The 24,562-nt window shown below is 70.8% G+C and carries 25 protein-coding genes, 2 tRNA genes and 1 pseudogene; 11 read left to right on the top strand and 17 right to left on the bottom strand.

Features of this window, described 5'->3' with window-relative positions; all coding sequences use genetic code 11:
- Window positions 1-273: 273 nt before the first annotated feature.
- The 5 genes from SSOG_RS31410 to SSOG_RS54105 all read left to right on the top strand — a co-directional run bounded on the left by SSOG_RS31410 (window position 274) and on the right by SSOG_RS54105 (window position 3,246).
- Window positions 274-1,470: a helix-turn-helix domain-containing protein gene (locus SSOG_RS31410; RefSeq protein WP_039942034.1), complete on the top strand. Its 1,197-nt coding sequence runs from the start codon at window positions 274-276 to the stop codon at window positions 1,468-1,470.
- Window positions 1,471-1,572: 102 nt separating this feature from the next.
- Window positions 1,573-1,989: a hypothetical protein gene (locus SSOG_RS31405; RefSeq protein WP_039942031.1), complete on the top strand. Its 417-nt coding sequence runs from the start codon at window positions 1,573-1,575 to the stop codon at window positions 1,987-1,989.
- Between the two features lie 181 nt (window positions 1,990-2,170).
- Window positions 2,171-2,497 carry a hypothetical protein gene (locus SSOG_RS31395; protein ID WP_009718290.1) on the top strand — a complete coding sequence of 109 codons (327 nt, stop codon included), beginning with the start codon at window positions 2,171-2,173 and terminating at the stop codon, window positions 2,495-2,497.
- A gap of 109 nt (window positions 2,498-2,606) precedes the next feature.
- Complete coding sequence (locus SSOG_RS31390) at window positions 2,607-3,062, top strand: glycine-rich domain-containing protein (RefSeq protein ID WP_039939136.1); 456 nt, start codon at window positions 2,607-2,609, stop codon at window positions 3,060-3,062.
- A gap of 37 nt (window positions 3,063-3,099) precedes the next feature.
- Complete coding sequence (locus SSOG_RS54105) at window positions 3,100-3,246, top strand: hypothetical protein (protein WP_167542524.1); 147 nt, start codon at window positions 3,100-3,102, stop codon at window positions 3,244-3,246.
- A gap of 136 nt (window positions 3,247-3,382) precedes the next feature.
- Here SSOG_RS54105 and SSOG_RS31385 read toward each other — a convergent pair.
- From SSOG_RS31385 to SSOG_RS31370, 4 genes are all read right to left on the bottom strand, one after another.
- Window positions 3,383-3,463, bottom strand: a tRNA-Val gene (locus SSOG_RS31385).
- Between the two features lie 68 nt (window positions 3,464-3,531).
- On the bottom strand, window positions 3,532-3,930 hold the full coding sequence (locus SSOG_RS31380) for a hypothetical protein (protein ID WP_009718288.1): 399 nt from the start codon (window positions 3,928-3,930) through the stop codon (window positions 3,532-3,534).
- On the bottom strand, window positions 3,927-4,175 hold the full coding sequence (locus tag SSOG_RS31375) for a type II toxin-antitoxin system CcdA family antitoxin (RefSeq protein WP_009718287.1): 249 nt from the start codon (window positions 4,173-4,175) through the stop codon (window positions 3,927-3,929). Before SSOG_RS31375 ends, SSOG_RS31380 begins: the two co-directional genes overlap by 4 nt.
- A gap of 228 nt (window positions 4,176-4,403) precedes the next feature.
- Window positions 4,404-4,478 (bottom strand) — tRNA-Val (locus SSOG_RS31370).
- 156 nt (window positions 4,479-4,634) lie between these two features.
- Between SSOG_RS31370 and SSOG_RS31365 the strand changes: the two genes are divergently transcribed.
- The 3 genes and pseudogenes from SSOG_RS31365 to SSOG_RS50480 all read left to right on the top strand — a co-directional run.
- Window positions 4,635-5,885: a coiled-coil domain-containing protein gene (locus SSOG_RS31365; protein WP_009718286.1), complete on the top strand. Its 1,251-nt coding sequence runs from the start codon at window positions 4,635-4,637 to the stop codon at window positions 5,883-5,885.
- A gap of 64 nt (window positions 5,886-5,949) precedes the next feature.
- Entirely contained in the window at window positions 5,950-6,171 is a 222-nt protein-coding gene (locus SSOG_RS49195; RefSeq protein WP_009718285.1) for an FmdB family zinc ribbon protein, read from the top strand.
- Between the two features lie 90 nt (window positions 6,172-6,261).
- Window positions 6,262-6,882, top strand: a pseudogene (locus SSOG_RS50480) (DUF4383 domain-containing protein); the annotation flags it as partial.
- A 202-nt stretch (window positions 6,883-7,084) separates the two neighbouring features.
- Here the strand turns inward: SSOG_RS50480 and SSOG_RS31350 are convergent.
- The 3 genes from SSOG_RS31350 to SSOG_RS31340 form a co-directional block, all read right to left on the bottom strand.
- A complete protein-coding gene (locus SSOG_RS31350) occupies window positions 7,085-7,699 on the bottom strand; it encodes an O-methyltransferase (protein ID WP_050800368.1) in 615 nt (204 codons plus the stop codon).
- An 81-nt stretch (window positions 7,700-7,780) separates the two neighbouring features.
- Complete coding sequence (locus SSOG_RS31345) at window positions 7,781-8,440, bottom strand: response regulator (RefSeq protein ID WP_425385439.1); 660 nt, start codon at window positions 8,438-8,440, stop codon at window positions 7,781-7,783.
- Complete coding sequence (locus tag SSOG_RS31340; protein WP_009718281.1) at window positions 8,419-9,585, bottom strand: sensor histidine kinase; 1,167 nt, start codon at window positions 9,583-9,585, stop codon at window positions 8,419-8,421. The genes SSOG_RS31345 and SSOG_RS31340 overlap by 22 nt, the downstream gene beginning before the upstream one ends.
- 135 nt (window positions 9,586-9,720) lie before the next feature.
- Between SSOG_RS31340 and SSOG_RS31335 the strand changes: the two genes are divergently transcribed.
- Window positions 9,721-10,353, top strand: coding sequence for a DedA family protein (locus tag SSOG_RS31335; RefSeq protein WP_039939134.1), 633 nt, complete (start codon window positions 9,721-9,723; stop codon window positions 10,351-10,353).
- Here SSOG_RS31335 and SSOG_RS31330 read toward each other — a convergent pair.
- The 4 genes from SSOG_RS31330 to SSOG_RS31320 are packed head-to-tail and all read right to left on the bottom strand — an operon-like array spanning window position 10,322 to window position 15,435.
- The gene (locus SSOG_RS31330) at window positions 10,322-11,182 is read right to left on the bottom strand and encodes a hypothetical protein (RefSeq protein WP_009718279.1); all 861 of its coding nucleotides are present in this window, start codon (window positions 11,180-11,182) and stop codon (window positions 10,322-10,324) included. The genes SSOG_RS31335 and SSOG_RS31330 overlap by 32 nt on opposite strands.
- A 34-nt stretch (window positions 11,183-11,216) precedes the next feature.
- Entirely contained in the window at window positions 11,217-13,691 is a 2,475-nt protein-coding gene (locus tag SSOG_RS47730; protein WP_281048134.1) for a cysteine protease StiP domain-containing protein, read from the bottom strand.
- Window positions 13,692-13,715: 24 nt separating this feature from the next.
- Window positions 13,716-14,246, bottom strand: coding sequence for a phosphoribosyltransferase domain-containing protein (locus SSOG_RS47725; RefSeq protein WP_245606417.1), 531 nt, complete (start codon window positions 14,244-14,246; stop codon window positions 13,716-13,718).
- 1 nt (window position 14,247) lies between these two features.
- Window positions 14,248-15,435, bottom strand: coding sequence for an HpcH/HpaI aldolase/citrate lyase family protein (locus SSOG_RS31320; protein ID WP_009718277.1), 1,188 nt, complete (start codon window positions 15,433-15,435; stop codon window positions 14,248-14,250).
- A 223-nt stretch (window positions 15,436-15,658) separates the two neighbouring features.
- Here SSOG_RS31320 and SSOG_RS31315 point away from each other — a divergent pair, with 223 nt between their 5' ends.
- On the top strand, window positions 15,659-16,735 hold the full coding sequence (locus tag SSOG_RS31315; protein WP_009718276.1) for a TerD family protein: 1,077 nt from the start codon (window positions 15,659-15,661) through the stop codon (window positions 16,733-16,735).
- 24 nt (window positions 16,736-16,759) lie between these two features.
- Here the strand turns inward: SSOG_RS31315 and SSOG_RS31310 are convergent, their stop codons facing one another.
- The 6 genes from SSOG_RS31310 to SSOG_RS31285 all read right to left on the bottom strand — a co-directional run bounded on the left by SSOG_RS31310 (window position 16,760) and on the right by SSOG_RS31285 (window position 21,307).
- The gene (locus SSOG_RS31310; RefSeq protein WP_039942022.1) at window positions 16,760-17,485 is read right to left on the bottom strand and encodes a TerD family protein; all 726 of its coding nucleotides are present in this window, start codon (window positions 17,483-17,485) and stop codon (window positions 16,760-16,762) included.
- A 143-nt stretch (window positions 17,486-17,628) separates the two neighbouring features.
- Window positions 17,629-18,807: a DUF475 domain-containing protein gene (locus tag SSOG_RS31305; protein ID WP_009718274.1), complete on the bottom strand. Its 1,179-nt coding sequence runs from the start codon at window positions 18,805-18,807 to the stop codon at window positions 17,629-17,631.
- Window positions 18,808-18,858: 51 nt separating this feature from the next.
- Entirely contained in the window at window positions 18,859-19,434 is a 576-nt protein-coding gene (locus SSOG_RS31300) for a TerD family protein (protein ID WP_009718273.1), read from the bottom strand.
- A 149-nt stretch (window positions 19,435-19,583) separates the two neighbouring features.
- On the bottom strand, window positions 19,584-20,159 hold the full coding sequence (locus tag SSOG_RS31295) for a TerD family protein (protein WP_009718272.1): 576 nt from the start codon (window positions 20,157-20,159) through the stop codon (window positions 19,584-19,586).
- A 138-nt stretch (window positions 20,160-20,297) separates the two neighbouring features.
- Window positions 20,298-20,756 (bottom strand): peroxiredoxin, encoded by a 459-nt coding sequence (locus SSOG_RS31290; RefSeq protein WP_009718271.1) that lies wholly within the window; start codon window positions 20,754-20,756, stop codon window positions 20,298-20,300.
- A gap of 110 nt (window positions 20,757-20,866) precedes the next feature.
- Window positions 20,867-21,307 carry a DUF3052 domain-containing protein gene (locus SSOG_RS31285; protein ID WP_009718270.1) on the bottom strand — a complete coding sequence of 147 codons (441 nt, stop codon included), beginning with the start codon at window positions 21,305-21,307 and terminating at the stop codon, window positions 20,867-20,869.
- A gap of 495 nt (window positions 21,308-21,802) precedes the next feature.
- Between SSOG_RS31285 and aceE the strand changes: the two genes are divergently transcribed.
- Window positions 21,803-24,532, top strand: a complete 2,730-nt coding sequence (gene aceE, locus SSOG_RS31280) for a pyruvate dehydrogenase (acetyl-transferring), homodimeric type (RefSeq protein ID WP_009718269.1) — start codon at window positions 21,803-21,805, stop codon at window positions 24,530-24,532.
- Window positions 24,533-24,562: the final 30 nt, after the last annotated feature.

The raw sequence follows: 24,562 nt of genomic DNA, 5'->3' as shown, positions 1-24,562 counted from the left end.
CTGGGCTGGAGCGGGGCGGAGGCTGGAGCGCAGACCCGGCCCGGGGCCGGGCCGCGCGCGGTGAGCGGAGCTAGCCGCCTTGAACCCGTAGGGAAGGTTGTAACTCACCGCTGGGCGCTTGGTGCTGTGCCCGTCGTCCGGCTTTCGGCCAAGGGAGGGGCTTCGTCGTGTCAAGGGTGCGCGACGGTGCCCACCGGAATGGGTCGTTCGACCGTGGCCGTCGGGTCGGCTGTGGGTACCGTTCTGAGTGTCCAGGGCAGAACGGAGTTCAGCATGCCGCGGAGCAATGAGGAACACACCGGTGCACGAATCGCTCGCACTCGTCGCGAGCGTGGTCTGACTCAGCAGGGTCTGGCGATGCGTGCCAATGTCTCGAAGTCCCTGCTGTCCAAGGTCGAATGCGGTCAGAAGCCCGCCTCGCCGTCGCTGATCGCTGCCTGCGCGCGGGCGCTGAGCGTCACCACCTCGGACCTCCTCGGGCAGCCCTACACCCAGGAACTGCGGCGCGAGCGGCTGGATGAGGTGATACAGCCGATCCGGGTCAGCATGGAGAACTGGGACATCCCCCTCGACTGGCAGGTGCCCGCCCGCCCAGTCGCGCTGATCCGGGCCGACATGGAGAAGGTCCTGGTCCAGCGTCGGCAGGCCGAGTATCTGCCGATGGCCATCGATCTGCCCGCGCTCATCGACGAGTGCGTGCAGGCCATCCACACCACCAGCGGTGAGGAGCGGCGGCAGGGGCATGAGTGTCTGGCGTGGGCGTTCCGGTGTGTGTTCACGCTGGCCTGGTCCTTCGGGTACGTGGACCTGGCCGCCGTTGCGCTGCAACGTCTGGCGTGGGCGGCGCCGCGGGCCGATGAGCCGGGGCTGGCTGCCATGTACGGGTATCTGCGGGCCCAGACCACTCTGTCCTCCAGCCGGTACGACCTGGGGATGCGGGTGGTGGACGGCACGTTACGGGACATGGCCGGACTGGACTCCCGCAACGCGACCGGTCTGGCCGCGATGACCGGCGTGCTTCAGCTGCGGGCGGCGGTGATCGCCGGTCGGATGGGGGACGCCGACGCGGTGGATGCTCGTGTGTCCGAGGCTCGCGTGCTCGCGGAGAGGACCGGGGAGACCGCGGCCTACGGGGTTGGGTGGGGTCCGACCAACGTGGGCGTTCACGCTGTCGCGATCGCCTGCGATCTGGACGAGTACGGGCAGGCCGTCGAGCTGGCGCAGGGCGTTCGGTTCCCCAAGGGCTGGGATCGGTCCCGCGCCGGGCATCACTGGTTGGACCTGGGCAGGGCCAACGTATGGACGGAGGATGCGGATGAGGCACTGCGCTGTCTGCAACGGGCCCGCCGTACGGCCCCTCAGCAGACGCGCTATCACCCGACCGCTCGGGAGGCCGTGGTGACGCTGCGGTCACGTGACCGGTCGCGTAGCAGTGAGCTTGCCGAGTTCGCGCAGTGGATCGGCCTGTAGCACGCGCGGTCGTGGTCGAGTTGCACTGTTCTGTGCAACTCGGCGTAGGGCGTGGTCGACACGATGTGACGGTCAGTGAACCGTCCGTGCATGGAGTCGACCATGACGAGCAGAGCCGAGCAGTGGACACCGCCGAACGGGCCCGATCCGGTGGCCTTACAAGCGGGCGAATGGTGGGACGCCGTCCGGGTGCCGGACACCATCGGAGAACGTGCCCTCGCGTTCCTCGGCGGCCACTCCGGCGCCGTCATCCAGGACACCTACAGCACCCTGTACTGGCTCGTCACTCCGAGCGCCGCCGCCTCCTGGAACCTGCGGGGCGTGCACGTCCTCACCGCGACCGAGGGCGTTGCCACCTACCTCGGCGTACCGCCCACCCACCGACTGACCCGACCCGGGACGTACTGGCGTGTGCCGTTCACACAGGACTGGTACCTGACCGACCCATGGCGGCTGTACAAAGCCCTGGTCCACTCCACACTCACCGAGTCCGACGCCGCTGGGGAGGGCAGCCGGTGATGCCCCAGGTGTGCGCCCGCTGTCAAAGGACAACCAGGCAGCCGGTTGTCGTCGCGATCGGGCATGGCGCGAGCGGTGGCGGTGGCACCGTCTACGCCTGTCCGGGCACGTGCGCCGACAGCTTCCCGAAGCAGCGCGACCCCTTCGAGCGGCCCCTCCCCGCCACCGTCAGGCAGCAGCGATGACGGCCGCGGCCGACCTGGACCCGGTCACGCTCAGCCGCGAGCAGTTGCAGGGCTGGGCCTGCGTGCTTTGCGGCGCGCCCCTCACCGTCGACCGGCCGCTGGACACCGTCACGATCGACCACGGGACGACATGGACGACGTACGTGGTGTGGGCATGTGCTCCCGCCTGCGGCGTACGCCCTGCCGCGCCCGAGTCGACGCCCTGGGGACGGTTCCTCGACCACGCCGTGGGGTGCCTCGACTGCCGGGCGGGGCAGCGCTGCCCCGTCGGGAACGGACTGCACCATGCGGTGCGGGAAGCCCTCACCGCCACGGCCCCATGACCGGCGGGGCTGCCGCTGCCGAACTCAAAGCCCCGCCCCGGTTCGCGCGCTTGGACGGCTGGCGACCGGGACGGAGACCGTGCACCACCCCACTCAGAGAGGCAGGCACATGCGAGACGTTACTGCGTTACTCGAACGGCCACAGCGGGCCGAAGTCATCGGCACCGTCTTGCGCAACAACCCCGGCATGGACGAGGCCACGGCAGGCCGGATCGTCGACGAGGCGGTGAAGTTCGTCGCCGCGGTGGCCGGAGCGTCCCGGCCGCTCGCCCAGTCACGGGTCGTGGACGAAGGCCGGCACGCCCTGATCCTGCACACCCGCACATGCCGCCAACTGTGCGAGCGCCTCGGTGCCTTCGTCCACCACGTCCCAGAGACGCCGGACCCGCAGCGCCGAGACCCCGAAGCACTGACGCGGACCCGGCAGCGCATCGCCGAGGCCGGGTTCCCCGTGGACGACGCCCTGTGGCTGGTGCCCACCGACCAGAGCATCCCGGTCGCGGCCAGCTGCCAGCACTCGGACGACAGCGGCCCGATCGTCACCATCCCCAAGCCCAAGGGCTGACCCGCGTAGGCTCCGGGCCGGAAGAAGGAGGATACCGATGGAGTGGATCGACCCGAAGTACGCCGAACTGGTCGCAACCATGCGACGGGCCCAGGCAGACGCCTCCGAACAGGACCCGTCCGAGGACCGGCCGGTCCGGGGGTTCATCGTCCCTGACACCGGTCCCGACCCGCGGCCGCGCTGAGCGGAATCCCGCGCAGCCCTGCTGACAGCAGCCTGAATGCCAAACGTCCCGGACCACGATCGGTCCGGGACCGTCGTTGATGTCAGCAGCAGATGCCAAAGACCCCCAAGCCGGGATCGGCTGGGGGTCTTTGGGGTGGTGGGCGCAGACGGGTTCGAACCGCCGATATCTGCCTTGTCGGGGCAGCGCTCTACCGCTGAGCCATGACGCTACGCCCTCACCTCATACGTGGCACCGCTTGGCTGGATGCCGGGGACGCGGTCATGGGTCGGCACCCGGGTGTCGTTACAGCGCGATGAGACGCACCCGGTCGCCGCAGAGTTTTGCCATGTCGTCGGTGTCGGAAGTGAGGAGCGCCACCGGGGCCGGTTGGCGGAGGGCCGCTTCTGCAACGGTTGCGTCGATCGCGTACTTGTGGCCGTGCAGTCCTGCCGTCTTGAGGAGTTCGGCTGCTGCTCTGGCTGTGTGCGCGGTGACCGGTTCCACTTTGACGCGTGACAGTGTCCAGTTCAAACGTGGGAGGTTCATCCTCTTGTGGCTGACTTCCACGATGGTGTTCGCGCCGACCACCGTGTCGGCCCCCATCTCGTAGAAGACCTGGAGCATCGCGAGGAGTTTGCGGTCCTGCGCGATCCACGCGGACAGTCCTTGTGAGTCCAGGACCACCGTCTCGACATGGGTCACGCGGCGTCCGTGTGGTGGGCCTGATCGGCGGACCCGAGGATCTTGGCGCGGGCCTCGGCCAGTTCCTCGTCCGTGAAGGCGCCCTGCTCCTCCTGGTGGCGGCGCAGATCTTCACCGAGGAGCTGGTGCCTGATCTGGCGGGCCACTGCCTCGGCCACGTAGCCGGAGACGTTGTCGGTCAGCTTCCTCAACTCGTCGACCTGGTCGGTAGGCAGGGTGACAGTGATGCGCGTCGTGCTGGACATGGAGCAAGCATACTTCAGTATGCGCGACGGAACGCCAGGGCGTCCGGACAATTACGGCCGATGGGGCGGCGACAGAGGAGCTGGAGCTTGATCAGCCGTGGGCGGTGGCAGGGCGCGGCGCTCGCGCTGCTTGTCGACGGTCTTCAGAAGCCGCTGGCATCTGTCGTCGTTGATGTCAGCGACAGATGTCAAAGACCCCCAGCCGGGACCGGCTGGGGGTCTTCGGGGTGGTGGGCGCAGACGGGTTCGAACCGCCGACATCTGCCTTGTAAGGGCAGCGCTCTACCGCTGAGCTATGCGCCCTGAGCGAGCTGTCAGCCTACCTTGTTCGCGGGGCGGCGCCGCAATCCGGTTGTGGTGGGAAGAAAGCCGGAGACGCGAACCGTACCGACCTCTGTGTTCGTCCCTGGTGGGTGGGAGAATGACATCCGGGCCCGGGCGATCCATTGGGAGAGGTAAGTGGCGGCGACACCTGCGCGGCGGTGGTTCGGGGGACGCGGGGAGAGCCAGCGGGCGGAGGCGCAGGCGGCGAAGGATGCCGCGGCGGCCGCGTTCTACGAGCTGGACACCGCGCAGCGGGATCTGCGGATCTCGATCGAGACGATCACGGCGGTGGACGACTCCCCCGCCGCCCGCCGGGCCGCCGCCGACTTCGCGGCGCTCGGGCAGCGGATCGACCAGGTCAGCCACGACTACATCACCGCGGTGGACGCGCATGACCTGGACCGCGACGGGCTGGACGCGGCGGCGGCCGGGCGGGCGCGGGCGGAGCTGACCCGGGCGCGGGACGAGCTGCAGCGGACCAAGGCGGATCTGGACCGGTTCGGGCAGGGGCTGGGGTCGCTGCTCCAGCAGGCCGAGACGCAGCTCGCGCGGCTCGCCCCGGCGGTGGAGCGGGCGCGGCAGGCGCTGCTGGCGGCCACCAACGCGCTGGACGAGGTGCGCGGCTCCGGGTTGCGGGCGGACGATCTCGCGGCGCGGCTGGCGGCGCTCTCGCCCGAGCTGACCAAGCTGAACCAGGGCGCCGGGCAGCACGGTGTGCAGGACACCATCCGCCGCGCGGACGATGTGCTGCGGCGCGCGGAGGCCGTCCGCGGGGAGGCGGAGCGGCTGCCGGAGCGGGCGGCCGAGATAGACCGGCGGCTGGTGTCGCTGCGTACCCGCGCCCAGGCGATCACCACCAGGGCCGCCCAGGTGGAGCCGGTGCTCAGCGAGCTGCGCCGCCGTTACAGCGCGGCCTGCTGGCAGGACCTCCAGTCGGTGCCCGGGCAGGCGGCGCGGGACGTGGCGCAGGCGGAGGCGAAGCTCGGCGAGGCACGGACGGCGCGCGAGGAGCAGCGCTGGCCGGATGCCACGGCCCTGCTCGGTACGGTACGGGCGCTGCTGAACACCACGGACGAGGCGGTGTCGGCGGCCGGGGACCGGTTGCGGCGGCTGGACGAGGTGTCGTTCAACCAGGACAAGGAGATCGAGCGCACCCGTTTCGCGATCCGCGACGCGCAGCGGCTGGCGATGGCCGGGCGCAGCACCCCCGACCCGCGCCACGCCCGCCCGCTGGACGACGCGGTGGCGCGGCTGGAGCGGGCGATCGCGGGGCTGGAGGGGCGGCACCCGGACTGGTGGCACTTCCTCACGGAGACGGAGGCGGTCCGCCAGACGGTCGCCCGGGTGGTGCAGGAGATCCGCGATGAGCTGGGCGGCGGGCACTGAGCCGGATACGGACCGGGGGCGGGAATGGGGTTCTGGGGGCGTTCGGGCTGGTTATGCTCCTGACATGCCTCGCTACGAATACCGCTGCCGCGCCTGCGGGACCACCTTCGAGCTGAACCGGCCCATGGCCGAGTCCTCGGCGCCCGCCTCGTGTCCGGAAGGGCATGAGGACACGGTGAAGCTGCTGTCGACCGTCGCCGTCACCGGTGGCTCCGCCTCCTCCTCCGCACCGTCGGCGCCCGCCGGTGGTGGGGGCGGATGTTGCGGGGGCGGGTGCTGCGGCTGATCCTGGGAGGTACGTCATCGGGGGTACGTAAAACGGCACGTACCCCCGCGTACCCACCGCGGGTACGGCCTCGCCGGTTAGGAGGCCGACATGGCTACTGGCCGCCCCTCCCCCATCGGTCCGCACCCCGCGGGCAGCGCCCGGCACTTTCCGGAGCGGATCGGCGGGCACACCAAGCTGGATGAGCATCTGCCGGTGGATCACCGGCTGAGCACGGTCTATCGCATCGGGGCGGGGCTGATGGGCCTGGTCCTGGTCGCGTTCGGGATCCTCGGGCTGACCGACAACATCGGGTTCTTCGACACCGGTGGCGCGACCGCCGCCGGGCTGAACACCAACGGCGCGCTGAGCGTGCTGTCCATCGCCATCGGGCTGCTGCTCTTCATCGGCATGGTCATCGGCGGCAACTTCGCCTCGACGCTCAATATGGTGCTCGGGCTGCTGTTCCTGCTGAGCGGGTTCGTCAATCTCGCCCTGCTGGAGACCAGCTTCAACTTCCTGGCCTTCCGGCTTCAGAACGTGATGTTCAGCTTTGTGGTGGGCCTGATGCTGATGTGGTTCGGGATGTACGGGCGGGTCAGCAGCAAGCTGCCGCATGACAACCCGTACTGGATCTCCCGCCACCCCGAGCAGGCCCAGCGCGAGGCCCGGGCCCGCGAGATCATGGCCGCCCGGCGGCGGGCCGCGGAGGGCGGCGCGGAGCAGCCGGGGCAGCCGGAGCAGCCCGCACAGCGGAGCGCGGTGGATCGGGTGGGGGGTGAGGAGGCCGTCGATCGCCGCCAAGAGGAAGGCGGGCAGCCGCCCGGGAAGTGGGGGAAGCTGGACCGGGCGCCGGGGGACGCGGAAGCCCACTCCCCCAAGCACCGCTGGCCCCATCTCCCCCGCCGCCACCGCGGCACGGGCACGCGCCAGGTCAGCGGCGGCGGCGAGCCAGGGTCAGGCCGTCGGCGATCGTGAGCATGACCGCCTCCATGCGGTCGTCGGCCGCCACATGGTCGTTGAACTCCTTGATCGCGGCGCCGCCACCGGTGGCCGCCGGGTCGATGACGTCCCCGTGGTAGAAGACGTTGTCCGCGACGATCAGCCCGCCCGGGTTCAGCCGCGGCACCAGCTCCTCCCAGTACGGGATGTAGTTGCCCTTGTCCGCGTCGAGGTAGGCCAGGTCGATGTGCGGTTCGGCGGGCATCGCGCGCAGGGAGTCCAGGGCGGGCGCGATCCGCAGGTCGATACGGTCGGCGACGCCCGCCTCGGCCCACGCCGCCCGCCCGTACGCGGTCCACTCGTCCGATACGTCGAGGGCGACCAGCGTGCCGTCGGCGGGCAGGGCCTGAGCCATGGACAGCGCGGAGAAGCCGGTGAAGGTGCCGACCTCCACGATGTGGCGGGCGCCGGTCAGCCGGACCAGGAACGCCAGCAGCGGGCCCTGTTCCTCGGCGGACTGCATCCCGGCGTACTGCGGCAGCTGTGCGTGCGTCACCTCGACCAGTTCGCGCTGTACGGGGTCGAGCGGCGGGTTGTGGGCCAGCATGTAGCCGTACAACTCGCTGGTGATCGGGGTGCTCTTGCTCTCGGCCACGAGGTGGGCCTCCCTCTCTTGCCGGACTTCTGCCTAGGTTCCCAGGTAGCGCAGTACCGCCAGAACGCGGCGAGAGTATCCCGAGCTTCCCGGGAGTTCGAGCTTGTCGAAGATCGCGTTGATGTGCTTCTCGACGGCGCTGCGCGATACGTGCAGCCGCTCGGCGATCGTGGCGTTGGCGTGGCCCTGGGCCATCGCGTCGAGGACGTCGCGCTCGCGCGGGGTGAGCCGGGCCAGCGGGTCGGTGTGGGTGCTGCGGGAGAGCAGGCGGCGGACCACCTCGGGGTCGAACGCGGCACGGCCCGCGGCGACCCGCTCCAGGGCGTCGAGGAACTCGTCGACCTGGACGACGCGGTCCTTGAGGAGGTAGCCGACGCCCTCACCCGGCCCGCTCAGCAGCTCGGTCGCGTACCGCTTCTCGACGTACTGCGACAGGACGAGCACGCCGACCGCCGGGTGGCGCCGCCGGATCTCCAGGGCCGCCCGCAGCCCCTCGTCGGTGTGGGTGGGCGGCATGCGGACGTCCACGACGGCGGCGTCCACATCCGGGTTCCGGTCCACGGCCTCGAGCAGCGCGGTGCCGTCGCCGACGGCGGTCACCACCTCGTGGCCCTCGTCGGCGAGCAGCCGCACCAGGCCCTCGCGCAGCAGGGTCGAGTCGTCGGCGAGGATCAGGCGCAAGGGGGCAGGCATGGCAGCTCCGCGGTGATGGTGGTGGGGCCGCCGGGCGGGCTGACCACCCGGAGCCGGCCGTCGAGCGCGGCGGCCCGGCGCGCCAGCCCGAGCAGACCACCGCCCGCCGGGTCGGCGCCTCCGGTGCCGTCGTCGGTGATCCGTACGAGGAGAACGCCCGCAGCTGTATCCGTCAGCGCCACCTCGATACGGGACGCGCCCGAGTGCTTGACCGCGTTCGTCACGGCCTCGGAGACGACGAAGTACGCGACCGTACGGACCCTCGTACCCGGCTCCGCCGCCAGCCCGTACTCCAGCCGGACCGGGATCGCCGACCGCTCGGCGACCCCCTCCAGCGCCACCCGCAGCCCGGCCTCGTCCAGCGCGGCCGGATAGGCGCGCCACGCCACCTCGCGCAGGTCGCTGAGGGCCTGGCGGCTCTCCTCGTGGGCCTGGACGAGCAGGGCGTGCGCCCGCTCCGCGTCCCGGCTGCGGCGCGCCCGGCCCAGCAGCATGCCGAGCGCGACGAGCCGCTGCTGCACCCCGTCGTGCAGATCGCGTTCGATGCGCCGCCGCTCCTCGTCCACGGCGTCCACGACCCCGGCGCGGCTGGCGGCCAGCTCCTCGATCCGGTGGTGGAGGGCGTCCCGCGGGCTGGGGCCGAGCAAGTGGCGGGCGAGCCGCGCCTCCCAGGCCGCGACCGCCACGACGCCCTGCGCCGCGAGGATGAACAGGACCACGCCGCCGAACCCGGTCATGATCAGGTCGAACCAGTGGTCGCCGCCGAGCACCGGTACGCCCCACAGCAGCAGCGAGCCGAAACCAGCGCCGATCGCGGCCAGCGCGGGCACCACCCCGCCGAGCAGGCCGAGCGCCCAGCGCGTGGCGAGGTAGCGCAGCGCCTGCTCGCCGCCGTACTCGGAGGTGATCCGGGCGTCGAGGAAGCGGGCCAGCCTGCGGCGTTCCGCCTCGGTGAGCCATCGGGCGCCCGCCGTCAGGGGGCGCAGGACACGGGCGCGGGCGCGGGGCCGGGTGGTCACGCTCAGCAGGGTCAGCCCGGCGGCCACGGTGTAGAGCAGCTCGGCGACGGCGGTGACCGCGCCGATCAGCAGCCCGGCCACCAGCCGCAGCCCGTGCCGTGACCAGTTCCCCGCCGACGTCCCCATGGACCGCAACGCTAGCCGCCGCCACGCCCCCGCACACTGAGGTTTTCCGCAGGGTGCGGGTGCGGTGGGGACCCGTACGACCGGGCGGTCGGCCTCATGGTCCGGCGGGCGGGCCCGTTTCTAGCGTTCCGTGGCATGACCGATCGCATCACGGACTGGGCCACCGGCCTCATGGACGCCCTCGGGGCGCCGGGCGCGGGCGCCGCCATCGCACTGGAGAACCTGTTCCCGCCGCTGCCCAGCGAGGTGATCCTGCCGCTCGCCGGGTTCGCGGCGGGTCAGGGGCGGATGAACCTGTACGCCGCGCTGCTGTGGACCACGGCCGGTTCGGTCGTCGGCGCGCTCGCCCTGTACGGGGTGGGCGCTCTGCTCGGCCGGGACCGGACCCGCGCGATCGCCACGCGGCTGCCGCTGGTCAGGGCCGCCGACATCGACCGGACCGAGCGGTGGTTCCAGCGGCACGGCACCAAGGCGGTCTTCTTCGGCCGCATGATCCCGATCTTCCGCAGCATGATCTCGGTACCGGCCGGCGTCGAACGGATGCCGGTCCCGGTCTTCCTCGCCCTCACCACTCTCGGCAGCCTGATCTGGAACGCGGCCTTCGTGCTGGCCGGTTACGCGCTCGGCGACCACTGGCACCGGGTGACGGACTACGTCTCGGCGTACTCCAAGGCCGTGCTGGGCGCCGCCGTACTGGCGGCGCTCGGCTTCGCCGTCACCCGGCTCGCGGCGCTGCTCAGTCCCGGCCGCGGGAAACGGCGCGGATGACCTCGCGGCGGGCCTTCGCCCAGTGCAGGGAGGCGTGTTCGGACAGGGCGCGGGCGATCGCCTCGCCCGCCGCGACGCCCTGCTCCTCGACCGCCGTGACGTGCGGGGCCGTCCAGCCCGCCGTGGCGAGTTCGCCGTGGCCGGGGCGCCAGGCGTGGTCGGCGGCCTCCAGCAGGTCGGCGTCGAGGAAGGAGTCGCCCGCGGTGAGCACCTCGTCCGCGCCGGCGCGGCGCTTGACCTCGGCGACGGCCGCGCTCTTGGTGAGCGGCTTCGGAACGGCGTAGATCTTGCGGCCCTGGAGCGAGACCGTCCAGCCGCGCGGCTCCGCCCACACCGTCAGCTCCTTGACGTACTCGTCGGGCAGCAGCTTCCGCTCCACGACGAGGTACGCGAACAGGTCCTCCGCGACCCGCTCCTTGAGCAGCCAGGCCGGGTCGGCGGTGGCGGTGAGATGGGCGCGGACCTCCTCCAGCGGGGCGCAGGAGTCGGCCAGGGCGCCGCGCACGGCCGCGTGCCACTCGGGGTCGGACTCGCCGTCGACCAGCAGATGGCCGCCGTTCGCGCAGATCGCGAAGCGCGGGGGCGGGCCGGGGAGATGGACCCGCCGGTACTGCTCGGGGGTGCGGGTGGTCGTCGGTACGAAGACGGCGGTACGGCCCAGCTCCGCGACCAGCCCGGCCGCGGCCTCCGTCAGGTACGACAGGGGCTTGCCCTGGTACACCTCGACGCACAGCAGCCGGGGCGCCTCGGCGTCGGGCATGTCGAGTCCGAGCGCCGCCGCCGAGTAGATCAGCGTGCGGTCGAGATCGCTTGCCACCAGAACGGTCATCGGGCCGCCTCCGCCGGGTAGGTCGTCATTGCGTTCATCTCGCCGCCACCGCCTTGCCGTCCGCGCCCGTGGCGCCGCGTGTGTAGCGCGGGTGGATCAGCCCCACGCAGGTGTACGGCAGGCCGTCCGTCTCCTCGACCGGCACCCCGCGCTGCTCGGCGAGCAGCCGTACGTGGTCCAGGTCCGCGCCCGCGCCCCGCTTGGCGAGGATCTTCCAGGGGACGCGGCGCAGCAGCACGCGCGTCGTCTCGCCGACACCCGGCTTGACCAGGTTGACGTCGTGGATGCCGTACTCCTCGCTGATCCGCTCGACGGCCCGCCACCCCTCCCAGGTCGGGGTGCGGTCGGCGGCGGCCAGCTCCTTCACGCCCGCCGCCACGTCGTCGGCGACCTCCTCGAAGCGGGCCGTGATGGCGTCGACGAAGGCGCCGGAGAGGTCGGCACCGGCCAGCTCGCGGTAGAACTTCGCGCCGTGGAAGTCGTCCGGTCCGACGAGGTCGGAGCGGAGCACGGTGCGCGATATCAGCCCGGAGACGGTCGAGTTGAGGCATGCGGAGGGGACGAGGAAGTCGTCGCGGGTGCCGTAGGTGTCCACGCAGCGGCCCGGGTCGGCGAGGACGGCGATCCGCGGGTCGAAGTCCGGGTACGGGGCGAGGGCGTCCGACAGCTCGCGGGTGATCGCGCCCTTGCCCGTCCAGCCGTCGACGAAGACGACATCGGCCGGGTCGTGGTGGTCGGCCAGCCAGCGCAGCGCGGCGGTGTCGATGCCGCGGCCGCGCACGATGGAGACCGCGTAGTGCGGCAGGTCCAGCCCGTGGGCGTGGCGCGCCCAGCGGCGCATCAGCACACCGACGGGGGTACCGGCCCGGGCGAGCGAGACCAGGACCGGGCGCGGGGAGCGCTCGGCGAGCACGGTCTCGGTGACGGCGCCGACCGCGCGGGCGATACGGGCGGCGGAGGTGTCGAGCGCGGCCCGGAACAGCTCCTGGTACGCCTCGCTGGGCTGGTACTCGACGGGCAGCGACTCGGCGTAGTGCGCCCCGCCGCTCTGGATCGCCTCCTCGCGCTCCTCGGTGGGGGCCTCGAGGGTGACGTGGGAGAAGTCCTGGAGCAGCCAGCCGACGTCGTCGGGGGCGTAGGACGAGAATGCGGGACCGCGCAGCGGCTCGGGCGGCGGTTGGTGCATGGAGGGGGCCTGTCGTTCGGGGACGGGAGCGGTGACTGTGGGGGGAGTTGGTACGTACGAGGGGACGACGGCCAGCAGCAACCGGTCGGTGTGCGGGGCCAGCCGCGCGAGCAGCCCGTCGGGGGCGTGCAGGGCGGGGGTGTCGGCGGCCGAGTCCACGACGGCGACGACCGCGTCGAAGCGGCGCGCGGGGTCGGTGCCGGGCGCCACGTTGTAGGCGTAGCGCGGACCGGGCCCGTCGGCGGGGGCGTCATGGGCGGGGAAGGTGAGCGCGGTACGGATCGCGTACCCGGGGTCGTCCACGGCGAGCACGGGCGACCGCGTGGTGGTCGAATACCGCACCTCGGCCCCGCCGAGTACGTCGTCCAGCGCCCCGGCGAGCCGCAGCGGGGCGTACATAAGCTCCTCGAAGCCGAGCACGAGGACGCTGCGCGGCCCGGCGGCGAGGGGTGTTCGGTCCGGCAGCCCGGGGACACCGGCGGCGCCGACCGCCCCGTCCGGTTCGGGCGCCGACCCGGTGGGCGCCAGCCCGTCGGCAGGCGGCACGGCTGGGGCAGGTGAGCCCGGCCGTGCCTCGGCCACGCCCGCCCCGGCCGGGGCGCCATCGTGCCACCCGGGCGCCCCGCCGCGCGGCAGCGCCTGGGCCGCTCCCGCCCGGTCCGGCGGCCCCGGGGCATCGGCGGCGGTCAGGGCCTCGGCCGGTGCGGGTTCCGGCCCGGAGCCGGGATCGGCGGTCAGCGCCTGCGCCAGGCGCGCCGCCATGGCCGGGAGCGCGGCCTCCAAGCGGGCGCGGTGGGCGGGGGTGAAGCCGTGGCGGCCGCCGTCCGGCAGCCCCTCGGGCCAGCCCAGCTCGACCCGGACGGCCTCCGGGGCGCCCACGGGAGCGGTGCCGGGGCGCTCGCCGGTCACGTCGGCGGGTGTGGTCGAAGGCCGTACGGCCTCGGCCGGCCCGGCGTCCCGGGCAGCCGGTCCGGAGCCCGCGCCCGGCGCGACAGCCACAAGGCCCGAGCCCGCGCCCCCGGCCGCCGCCGGGGTAGGCGGGATGGTCGGTGACGCGGAGGGCGCCGCGGGCACCGCAGGGCCCGGCGAGGCCGTCCCGGCATCCGCCGCGGGCACCGCGAGGCCCGAAGCGGAAGCCCCCTTCCCCGACGAGTCCGGGTCGTGGGCCGCCACCAGGGCGCGGCCGCGTTCCAGGACGTCGTCCGGGAGGTGGACCGTGCCGGTCGCGGCGGAGACGAGGTCCACGCGGGCGCCCAGGTCGGACGCGAAGGCGTCCAGGCGGGCGCGGTCCTCGGGGGAGCGCATGTCGACCAGGGCGACCACCACATAGTGGTCGCGCGGGAAGCGTTATCGCAGGGCGGCGATGGTGTTGAGGACGGTGCGGCCGGTGGAGAACTCGTCGTCCACCAGGACCAGCGGGCCGTCCGTGGCCAGCAGCCGGGGGTCTTCCGGGAGCAGCAGATGGGACGTGGCGTGGCTGTGCTCCTCCTCGAAGCCGCCCACCGTGGGCACGCCCGCGACCGGGCGGCGGGTCGAGTGCAGATACGGGGCGAGGGCCAGCCCGTCCGCGACGCTGTGGCCGAGGCCGGTGGCCGTCTCGGCGTAGCCGAGGACGACGGCGCGGGCCGCCGGCTCGTCGCCCAGCAGGGCGCGCACCTCCCGCCCGAGCGCCACGCCCGCGCCGTGGACAGCGGCGGGGCGCTGGGGGACGTGTTTGCCCAGCACGTTCGACACGAGCAGATGCGCCCGCTTGGGGTTGCGCCGCAGCGCGAGCCCGAGCAGCCCGGGCAACCGCCCGTCGCCGTCGAGCCGTACGCCGAGCCGGTCCGCGACCCACTGTCCCGACCACACCACGCTGTCTGCCTCGATTCGTCTCACGTCACGCGGTCCGCAGGCCGGCGGCCAGCAGTTCCACGAAGCTCACGTCCTCCCGGGCGACGCCGAAGACCTCGGCGCGCTGCAAGGTCCGCTCGGCCCAGGCCCGGTGCGGTTTCACCTCGTTCATTTTGTTGGTGTACGCGGAGCGCAGCACACCGCCCCCGCCGCGCTCGGGTTCGAGGATGTCCACCGCGTCGCTGAACTCCTCGTGGCTGACGACGGACAGGGCGTGCACCGGGGCGACATGGGTGGGGTGGATGCAGGTCTTGCCCTGGAGCCCGTTGGCCCGGTCCAGTTCGATCTCGCGCAGCAGCCCGTCCATGTCGTGCTCGATGAGCGCGGTGCGCAGCGATTCGGCCCGCCCGGAGAAGGGGCTGAGCCGCAACTGCGGCTTGAACATGCGCTCGTGCTGCTTGAAGTACTCCCACACCGGCCCGGTGACGGTGAATCCGGTGCCGTCCGCCCGGCCCAGCATGTTCACCACGTCGCCGATGACGGAGGCGACGAGCTGGACGTCGTACGCGGTCATGTCGGGCGCCCGGCGCAGCCCGTACGCGGAGCACAGGTCGGTGACCCCGAGCCGCAGTGCCAGCACTCGCTCCCGGTATTTGTCGACGATCCGGCCGATCCCGGCGAGGGTGTCGGTGCGAGTTTCACGATGCATCAGCTCCGGCGACTCCAGGACCGGCATCGCGTAGAGCCGCCGGCCGCCCAATACCTCGGCCACCTCGCGGTTTTCGGCCGATATCAGCGCCTCAAGGAACGGAACGCCGCGCTCCTCGGTGAACTTGGGCAGTACGAATCCGGACAGCAGCCGAACGGCCGGTCCGAGCCGCCGGACGAGGTCGACGATCTGCTCGGGGGTGCGGACCCGGATGAAGAGCAGCGGCGGATCGGTGTCCACTCCACGCCGGGCGAGGGCGGCGAACTGCCGCACGAGGTTCTCCTCAGCGCCCGCCACCTCGGCGTCGTGGATCGAGTCCTCCAGGCACAGCACCATGGAGACAACGCCCCGACCTGCCTGTTTGACGATGTCCTCGGCAAGCACCGGCCGGGTGGCGGGACTGTAGAGGGTGGCGCCGAGTGCGACGGCGAGGGTCCGGGCCGGTGAGTCGACCGAGAATTCAACGGGCTGCTGATGGAAGAGGCGCGTCCGTACCTCGTCCGGCAGATGTCCAAAATGCCGCATGTATCTCCCCGCACTGCCGGTATCCCCACCCGGGCCACACGACCCTCGAGTGGCCGATTATCGTACGTCCGGGCCCGGGTCAAAAGTTCCCCAAGGACGTGAAAATCACGTAACTCCTGTGCGTCGCTCCGGTATCCGGCATGCCCGTCCTGCCGCATCTCACCAGCACTGCCTCGCCCCCCTGCGTTGTCCCGGCACCGGGCGGGAGGGCAGGATTACGGCCATGACGCACGCGATGCTGAAGGGATCGAACATCCCGCTGGACGCCACGGCCATACGCGCGGTGCTGCGCTGGACCCCCGGCACGGACGTGCCGGACGTCGACGCCTCGGCGCTGCTGCTGGGTGGGGACGACCGCGTGCGATCGGACGAGGACTTCGTCTTCTACAACCAGCCACGGCACCCCTCCGGCCTGGTCCGGCACCTGCCCAAGAAACGGGCGCCCGAGGGGCTGACGGACACCATCGAGGCCGATCTGACCGGGCTGGAGTCGGAGGTGAACCGGGTGGTGCTCGCGGCCTCGGCCGACGGTGGCACCTTCGGGCAGGTCCGGGATCTGAGCCTGCTGCTGTACGACGCGTCGCCGTCGGCCTCCGAGGAGCCGCTGGCGATCTTCGCGGTGCTGCCGGAGACCGGCAAGGAGGCCGCGCTGATCTGCGGCGAGCTGTACCGGCGGGGGGACAGCTGGAAGTTCCGCGCGCTGGGGCAGGGCTATGAGACCGGGCTGGTCGGGCTCGCCACGGAGTACGGCATCTCGGTGGACGACGGCGAGGGCGCGGACGCGGTCCGGGACCGGGGACAGGGCCCCGAGGAGCCGGAGGCCGCCCCGGAGCCGCTCTCCGCGGCCGTCGCCGGGCCCGCCGCCCCGCCCGCCTCGCCCGACCCCGAGCCCAGGCCGAGACGGCCGCTCTGCCGCAGCCACAGCTCCTGCCGCAGCCCGATCCCTGGGACCCGCAGGGCGACCCAGCCGCTCGCCGCCGGGCAGGGCGCCACCCCGACCGGCGCGGGCGACGGTGACTACTATCTGCCGCCGCAGCCCTCCGCACCGCCACAGGCGCCGCCGCACGCCACCCACGCCCCGGCACCGGCCTATCCGCAGCCGCCCGCCCAGCCCCCGGCACAGGGGCCCGGCTACGGCTACCCGCAGCAGCCGAGTTACGGATACCCGCAGCCGCCCGCGTACGGCTATCCGCAGCAGGTGCAGCGCACCGATCCGCCGCCCCCGCCGCCGCTCCCGATGCCGTTCCCGGACCAGAACTTCACCCTGCCGCCGCAGGGGCCGCAGTTCCAGAACCGCTAGCGCGACAGCCGGTGGCGGCAGCGGCTACACCTTCGACTTGTAGCCGCGGCCCCACTGGAGGCCCCACCCGTACAGCCGGTCCAGCTCGGCCTGGAAGCCGTACACGTACTTCACCTCGCGGCGGACGACGATCTCGCCCTTGACGTTCTCCAGCATGACCACGGCGCAGGAGCGGGCCTGCGGGGCCCGCTCGTCGAGCGCGATCTCCACCCGCGGTCCGTTGCTGGGGAAGAGCGTGACCATGCCGTGCGTACGGTCGAAGGCGGGGGTGCCGTCGTAGATGTAGACGAAGACGAGCAGACGCTTGATGTCGTCCTTGTGGTCCAGGTTGATGTAGATCGTCTCGCCCATGCCGGAGCCGAACCGGTCATCCCCGCTGAGCTTCACGTACGGCGCCTCGTTGAGGTTGCCGAAGAAGTCGCCGAGTGGCTGGACCACGCCCTTGGCGCCGCTCTTCAGCTCGTACATGACGGCAAGGTCCAGGTCGACGTTGACCATGGCGGGCCCCTGGGCCTGCACCACCTGCGGCTTGAACATCTGGAGCGGGTGCCGCAGCAGGCTGGGCCCCTTGCTGTTGAAGTCCGAGGTGCGCATCTGCCAGGACAGGTTGATCCGCAGGTTGCCGCTGGCGGCGCCCTGTTTGGTCAGCGAGATGGTCGAGTTCCGCTTGGTCAGCTCGACCGCGCCGGTCGCGTCGCCGCTTTCGAACTCGCGCCACGCGGACCGCCCCCAGTTGCTCCAGAACGCCATCGTGCGCACCCCACCCTTCGTGGCTCCCACTGCCTCAAAGCCGCTCAACTACGGCGGGGCGGCCGGGAGGTCGGAAGACCTCGGCCGCCCCGCTGAGAGCGTTCCTCAAACGCCGGTGCGTCACACCCCGGCGGTCGGACTGCTCAGACTCCGGACGTCACTTCCGTTTTCTCCTCTGATCCGGCTCCGCCGCCGTGTCCCTCCCGGCGGTTGCGGATCACCGAGGACCAGTACGAGGCGCCGATGAGGGCGATGCCCACCGAGCCGGTGATGAGCTCGTTGATCTCGAACTTGATGGTGGCGAGCAGGATCACGGCCAGCGCGCCGATGGCGTAGTGCGCGCCGTGCTCCAGGTAGACGTAGTCGTCCAGGGTGCCCTGGCGGACCAGGTAGACGGTCAGGGACCGGATGTACATCGCGCCGATGCCCAGACCCAGCGCCATCTCGAAGATGTCGTTGGTGATCGCGAAGGCGCCGATCACGCCGTCGAAGGAGAACGAGGCGTCGATGACCTCGAGGTAGAGGAACATGAAGAACGCGGCCTTGCCGGCCAGCCCGACCACCGTGGCGCCGCTGCTGCCGCGTCCACCGCCGTTCTCGGCGGGCTTCTTCTCGTCGGCCTCGTCCTCGCCGTCTGCGCCGCCTTCCCCGTCTTCCTCGTCCTCGTCCTCTTCGAGCTTGTCCTCGAAGAAGCCGGAGATCCCGTTGACGATCAGGTACGTCATGAGACCGGCGACCCCGGACAGCAGTACGGTCGCGCTCTTGTCGCCGCCGCCGTGCGCCACGTCGGTGGCGACGGTGGTGGCGGTGACCAGCAGCACGGCCAGGGCGATGACGGCCGAGAAGGTGTCCAGCTTGCCGAGCTTGGACAGCGGCTTCTCCAGCCAGCCCAGCCAGCGGATGTCGCGCTCCTCGAAGATGAAGTCGAGGAAGATCATCAGCAGGAACATCCCACCGAAGGCGGCGATCGCCGGGTGGGCGCCCGTCACCAGGTGTTCGTACTTTTCCTTGTCGTTGATCGCAAGGTTCACGGCCTCGATCGGGCCCAGCTTCGCCGTGATCGCGACGATGACCACCGGAAAGACCAGACGCATGCCGAAGACGGCGATGAGAATGCCGACGGTCAGGAAGATCTTCTGCCAGAAGGCATTCATCTTCCGCAGGATGCCCGCGTTGATGACCGCGTTGTCGAATGAGAGCGAGATCTCCAGGATCGAGAGGATCCCGACGATCGCGAGCCCCTTCCACCCCCAGAGGACGCCGGCCAAGGCCAGACCGCCCGCCGTGACGGCGAACGACCAACCAAAGGTTTTGAGGAGCACTGGCAACCCAATCCTTCTTCGAACGGTCTCCCCCGCGCCTTGTACGCGGCTTTACGAAACGTTGACCCCGAAGTCTAGAGCGATGCCCCGGAGTCCTGACGCGTACCCCTGCCCCACGGCCCGGAACTTCCATTCGCCGCTGTACCGGTAGACCTCGCCGAAGATCATCGCGGTCTCGCCGGAGGCGTCCTCGGAGAGGTCGTAGCGGGCCAGCTCATTGCCGTCGGCCTGGTTCACCACCCGGATGAACGCGTTGCTGACCTGGCCGAACGTCTGGCGCCTGGCGTCGGCGTCATGGATCGAGACCGGGAAGACGATCTTGTCCACGCGCTCCGGGACCTTGGTGAGGTCGATCAGCAGCGACTCGTCGTCGCCGTCGCCCTCCCCGGTGAGGTTGTCGCCGGTGTGCTCCACCGAGCCCTCGGGGCTCTTGAGGTTGTTGTAGAAGATGAAGTACTCATCGCCGAGCACCCGCCCGGACTCGCACAGCAGCGCGCTGGCGTCGAGGTCGAACGGTGCTCCGGTGGTGGAGCGCGCGTCCCAGCCCAGGCCGATGAGCACCTGGGTGAGATTCGGCGCGGCCTTGGAAAGGGAGACATTGCCTCCCTTGGCGAGCGTGACGCCCATGATCAAGTCCCTCCCCGGGGGTAGTGCGTGGTGCGACGCGCATCCGGCGCCGCACTCCCGCCCGTCGAGTGCAGGGGTGCGGCGCCGGACGTGGCGGCCGCGGCGTGCCCGGCCGAAGACTCACGGCCCGGCCGGGCGCCACGGCCGGTTCAGACGTTGACGCCGAAGTCCTGCGCGATGCCACGCAGCCCCGAGGCGTACCCCTGACCGATGGCGCGGAACTTCCACTCCGCCCCGTTCCGGTACAGCTCACCGAAGACCATGGCGGTCTCGGTGGAGGCGTCCTCGGAGAGGTCGTAGCGGGCCAGCTCGTTGCCGTCGGCCTGGTTCACCACGCGGATGAACGCGTTCCGCACCTGGCCGAAGCTCTGCTGGCGGGTCTCGGCGTCGTAGATCGACACCGGGAAGACGATCTTGGCGACATCGGCCGGGACACCGGCCAGGTTCACCTTGATCTGCTCGTCGTCGCCCTCGCCCTCACCGGTGATGTTGTCACCGGTGTGCTCGACGGAGCCGTCGGGGCTCTTGAGGTTGTTGAAGAACACGAAGTTCTGGTCGTTGCCGACCTTGCCTTCGGCGTTCGTCAGCAGGGCACTGGCGTCGAGGTCGAAGTCGGTGCCCGTGGTGGTGCGGGCGTCCCAGCCCAGACCGACGACGACCGCGGTCAGGTTAGGGGCTTCCTTGGTCAGCGAGACGTTGCCGCCCTTGCTGAGGCTGACTCCCACGAGTCCTCCCAATAAGGTTCGTCAGGAGCACTGCGTGCCCCTATCTCCATGAGGTTTCACACCAGGATCAACGCGTCGATCCTAGTGAGCGGTTCCCGCCCGATACAGGCGTCGTACCTGCCTGATTCGGGCCGCCCGTCACAGGCTCTCGAGCGCCTTGGCGTAGTCGTTCAGGTCCCGGGCGTCGGGGAGGCCGTTGACGACCGTCCAGCGGACGACGCCCTCCTTGTCGATCACGAAGGTGCCGCGCACCGCGCAGCCCTTCTCCTCGTCGAAGACGCCATAGGCGCGGCTGGCCTCGCCGTGCGGCCAGAAGTCCGACAGCAGCGGGTACTCCAGGCCCTCCTGCTCGGCGAAGACCCGCAGGCTGAAGGGCGAGTCATTCGAGACCGCGAGCAGCTGCACATCGTCATTGACGAACGTGGGCAGCTCGTCGCGGAGCGCGCACAGCTCGCCGGTGCACACGCCGGTGAAGGCGAACGGGTAGAAGAGCAGCACGACGTTCTTCTCGCCGCGGAAGTCGGAGAGCCGGACCGACTCGCCGTGCTGATTCTTCAGCTCGAAGTCCGGAGCCTTCGTACCGACCTCTATGGCCATGGGAGCCATCCCTTCACATCACATGTCGACTGATCACGGACCACCCTACGCGCCGAGCCCCCCACCGAAAGGGAACGGCAGGGGGCTCGGTTGTGGAGAGGCCTTCGGCCTCAGCGCTTGCCCGAACGGGCGGCCTTCGGAGTGACCAGGCGGCTGCCGGTCCAGTCCTTGCCCGCGTTGAAGCTCTTCGTCTGGGAGAGGCCCGCGGTGGTCGCGGCCTCGTTGATGTCGCTCGGCTCGACATAGCCGTCACGGCCGGTCTTGGGCGTCAGCAGCCAGACCGGTGCGCCGTCGTCGATCATCTGGATGGCGTCCACCAGCGCGTCCGTCAGATCGCCGTCGTCCTCCCGGAACCACAGCACAACGGCGTCGGCCACATCGTCGTACTCCTCGTCGACGAGCTCCTGGCCGGTGATCTCCTCGATGGCCTCGCGGAGCTCCTGGTCGACATCGTCGTCGTAGCCGATCTCCTGGACCACCTGCTCGGGCTGGAAACCCAGCCTCGCGGCAGGGTTGGTCCGCTCCTCCGCGTGGTCCGCGGTCGCGCTCACGGATTGCCTCCTGTCATCTTTCGTTCACTCTTCGAGTCTGTCGGCGCCCCGCGCGCGTACGCGAAGCATTGGGGCGTAGTCCACACGGGCCGGGCGGATCGCGCAAGTACCCGGCCAGCGATCCCGCCCAAACGTTGACGTGTCGCCCCAACTCCCATCATGGAGGAACGGCACGGAACGGCGTACGGCTGCCCGGATTGCTCCGTTATGCCCAGCTTACGTGTGTGTATCGACACCCTACGCCGACCGGAGCCGAACGGCCGTACGCAGGTGCCCCCGGACGTGGGCGTAAGGTTGCGATTTGGCCGTCGCGACGCCGACCGCACGCCGACCGGTACCGTCCGGACCGGTGAGCGCCCGTCTCACCAGGTGCTGGTTACCACTCGGTAGAGGTGACGTATCCCGCACCCGAGGTACACGATGGAGAGCGGCGCCACAGCCGCAGAGCACGTATCCATGTCCGTGCACAGCACGACCGAAAAGCGAAGGAATAGCGTGGCTTCCGGATCAGATCGCAACCCGATCATCATTGGCGGCCTTCCCAGCCAGGTCCCGGACTTCGATCCCGAAGAAACCCAGGAATGGCTCGACTCGCTCGACGCAGCCGTCGATGAGCGAGGCCGGGAACGGGCCCGCTACCTGATGCTCCGCCTGATCGAGCGCGCCCGCGAGAAGCGGGTGGCCGTGCCCGAGATGCGCAGCACGGACTACGTCAACACCATCGCCACCAAGGACGAGCCGTTCTTCCCCGGCAACGAGGAGATCGAGCGCAAGGTCCTGAACGCGACCCGCTGGAACGCGGCGGTGATGGTCTCCCGTGCGCAGCGCCCGGGCATCGGCGTCGGCGGCCACATCGCCACCTTCGCCTCGTCCGCCTCGCTGTACGACGTGGGCTTCAACCACTTCTTCCGCGGCAAGGACCAGGACAGCGGCGACCAGATCTTCTTCCAGGGTCACGCCTCCCCCGGTATCTACGCCCGCGCCTTCCTGCTCGACCGGCTGTCCGAGGACCACCTGGACGGATTCCGTCAGGAGAAGTCCAAGCTCGGTCACGCGCTGTCCAGCTATCCGCACCCGCGGTCGATGCCGGACTTCTGGGAGTTCCCGACCGTCTCGATGGGCCTCGGCCCGCTCGGCGCGATCTACCAGGCCCGGATGAACCGCTACATGGAGGCGCGCGGCATCGCCGACACCTCCAACTCCCACGTCTGGGCGTTCCTGGGCGACGGCGAGATGGACGAGCCCGAGTCGCTCGGTCAGCTCTCCCTGGCCGCGCGCGAGGGCCTGGACAACCTGACCTTCGTCGTCAACTGCAACCTCCAGCGGCTCGACGGTCCGGTGCGCGGCAACGGCAAGATCATCCAGGAGCTGGAGTCGCAGTTCCGCGGCGCCGGCTGGAACGTGATCAAGCTGGTGTGGGACCGCACCTGGGACCCGCTGCTCGCCCAGGACCGCGACGGCATCCTGGTCAACAAGCTGAACACGACGCCGGACGGCCAGTTCCAGACGTACGCCACCGAGACCGGCTCGTACATCCGCGACCACTTCTTCGGTGACGACCAGCGGCTGCGCAAGATGGTCGAGGGCATGACCGACGACCAGATCCTGCACCTGGGCCGCGGCGGTCACGACCACAAGAAGATCTACGCGGCGTACGCGGCGGCCAAGGCCCACAAGGGCCAGCCGACCGTGATCCTCGCCCAGACCGTCAAGGGTTGGACGCTCGGCCCGAGCTTCGAGGGCCGCAACGCGACCCACCAGATGAAGAAGCTGACGGTCGACGACCTCAAGGGCTTCCGCGACCGGATGCACCTGCCGATCCCGGACAAGGAGCTGGAGTCCGGCGTCCCGCCGTACTACCACCCGGGCCCGGAGTCCGAGGAGATCCAGTACATGCACGACCGCCGCAAGGCGCTGGGCGGCTACGCGCCGACCCGTGTCGTGCGCGCGAAGCCGCTCCAGCTCCCCGGCGAGAAGGCGTACGCGGCGGTCAAGAAGGGCTCCGGCCAGCAGCAGATCGCCACCACCATGGCCTTCGTGCGGCTGCTGAAGGACCTCATGCGGGACAAGGAGATCGGCAAGCGCTTCGTGCCGATCGCGCCCGACGAGTACCGCACCTTCGGCATGGACTCGCTGTTCCCGTCGGCCAAGATCTACAACCCGCTGGGCCAGCAGTACGAGTCCGTCGACCGTGAGCTGCTGCTCGCCTACAAGGAGTCGCCGACCGGGCAGATGCTGCACGACGGCATCTCCGAAGCGGGCTGTACGGCCTCGCTGATCGCGGCCGGTTCGGCGTACGCCACGCACGGCGAGCCGCTGATCCCGATCTACGTCTTCTACTCGATGTTCGGCTTCCAGCGCACGGGCGACCAGTTCTGGCAGATGGCCGACCAGCTCGCGCGCGGCTTCGTCCTGGGCGCGACCGCCGGCCGTACGACCCTGACCGGTGAGGGCCTCCAGCACGCGGACGGCCACTCCCAGCTGCTGGCCTCGACCAACCCCGCGGTCGTCGCGTACGACCCGGCGTTCGGCTTCGAGATCGCCCACATCGTGCAGGACGGTCTGCGCCGGATGTACGGCGAGAACAGTGAGGACGTCTTCTACTACCTCACCGTCTACAACGAGCCGATCCGCCACCCGGCCGAGCCCGAGAACGTCGACAGCGAGGGCATCCTCAAGGGTCTGTACCGCTTCAAGCAGGGCGAGAGCGGCACCCACCCGGCCCAGATCCTCGCCTCCGGCGTCGCGGTTCCGTGGGCCCTGGAGGCCCAGCGGATGCTGGCCGAGGACTGGGACGTCCGTGCCGACGTCTGGTCCGCCACCTCCTGGAACGAGCTGCGCCGCGACGCGGTGGAGACCGAGGAGCACAACCTGCTCCACCCGGAGGAGGAGCAGCGCGTCCCCTACGTCACGCGCAAGCTCAGCGATGTGGAGGGCCCGAAGGTCGCCGTCTCCGACTGGATGCGCGCGGTCCCGGACCAGATCGCCCGCTGGGTGCCCGGCACGTACCAGTCGCTCGGCGCCGACGGCTTCGGCTTCGCCGACACCCGTGGCGCGGCGCGCCGGTTCTTCCACATCGACGCCGAGTCGATCGTGCTGGGCGTGCTGACGGAGCTGGCGAAGGAGGGCAAGATCGACCGCTCGCTCCTGAAGCAGGCCATCGACCGCTACCAGCTCCTGGACGTGGCCGCCGCCGACCCCGGCCCCGCGGGCGGCGACGCGTAAGCCGTCTGCGACGGCGGTTAGCCGGAAAGC

This window comes from Streptomyces himastatinicus ATCC 53653 (assembly GCF_000158915.1).
Classification (GTDB): Bacteria; Actinomycetota; Actinomycetes; order Streptomycetales; family Streptomycetaceae; genus Streptomyces; species Streptomyces himastatinicus.
The sequence above is the reverse complement of the archived record's forward strand: the minus strand, read 5'-3'. Positions and strand labels throughout refer to the sequence as shown.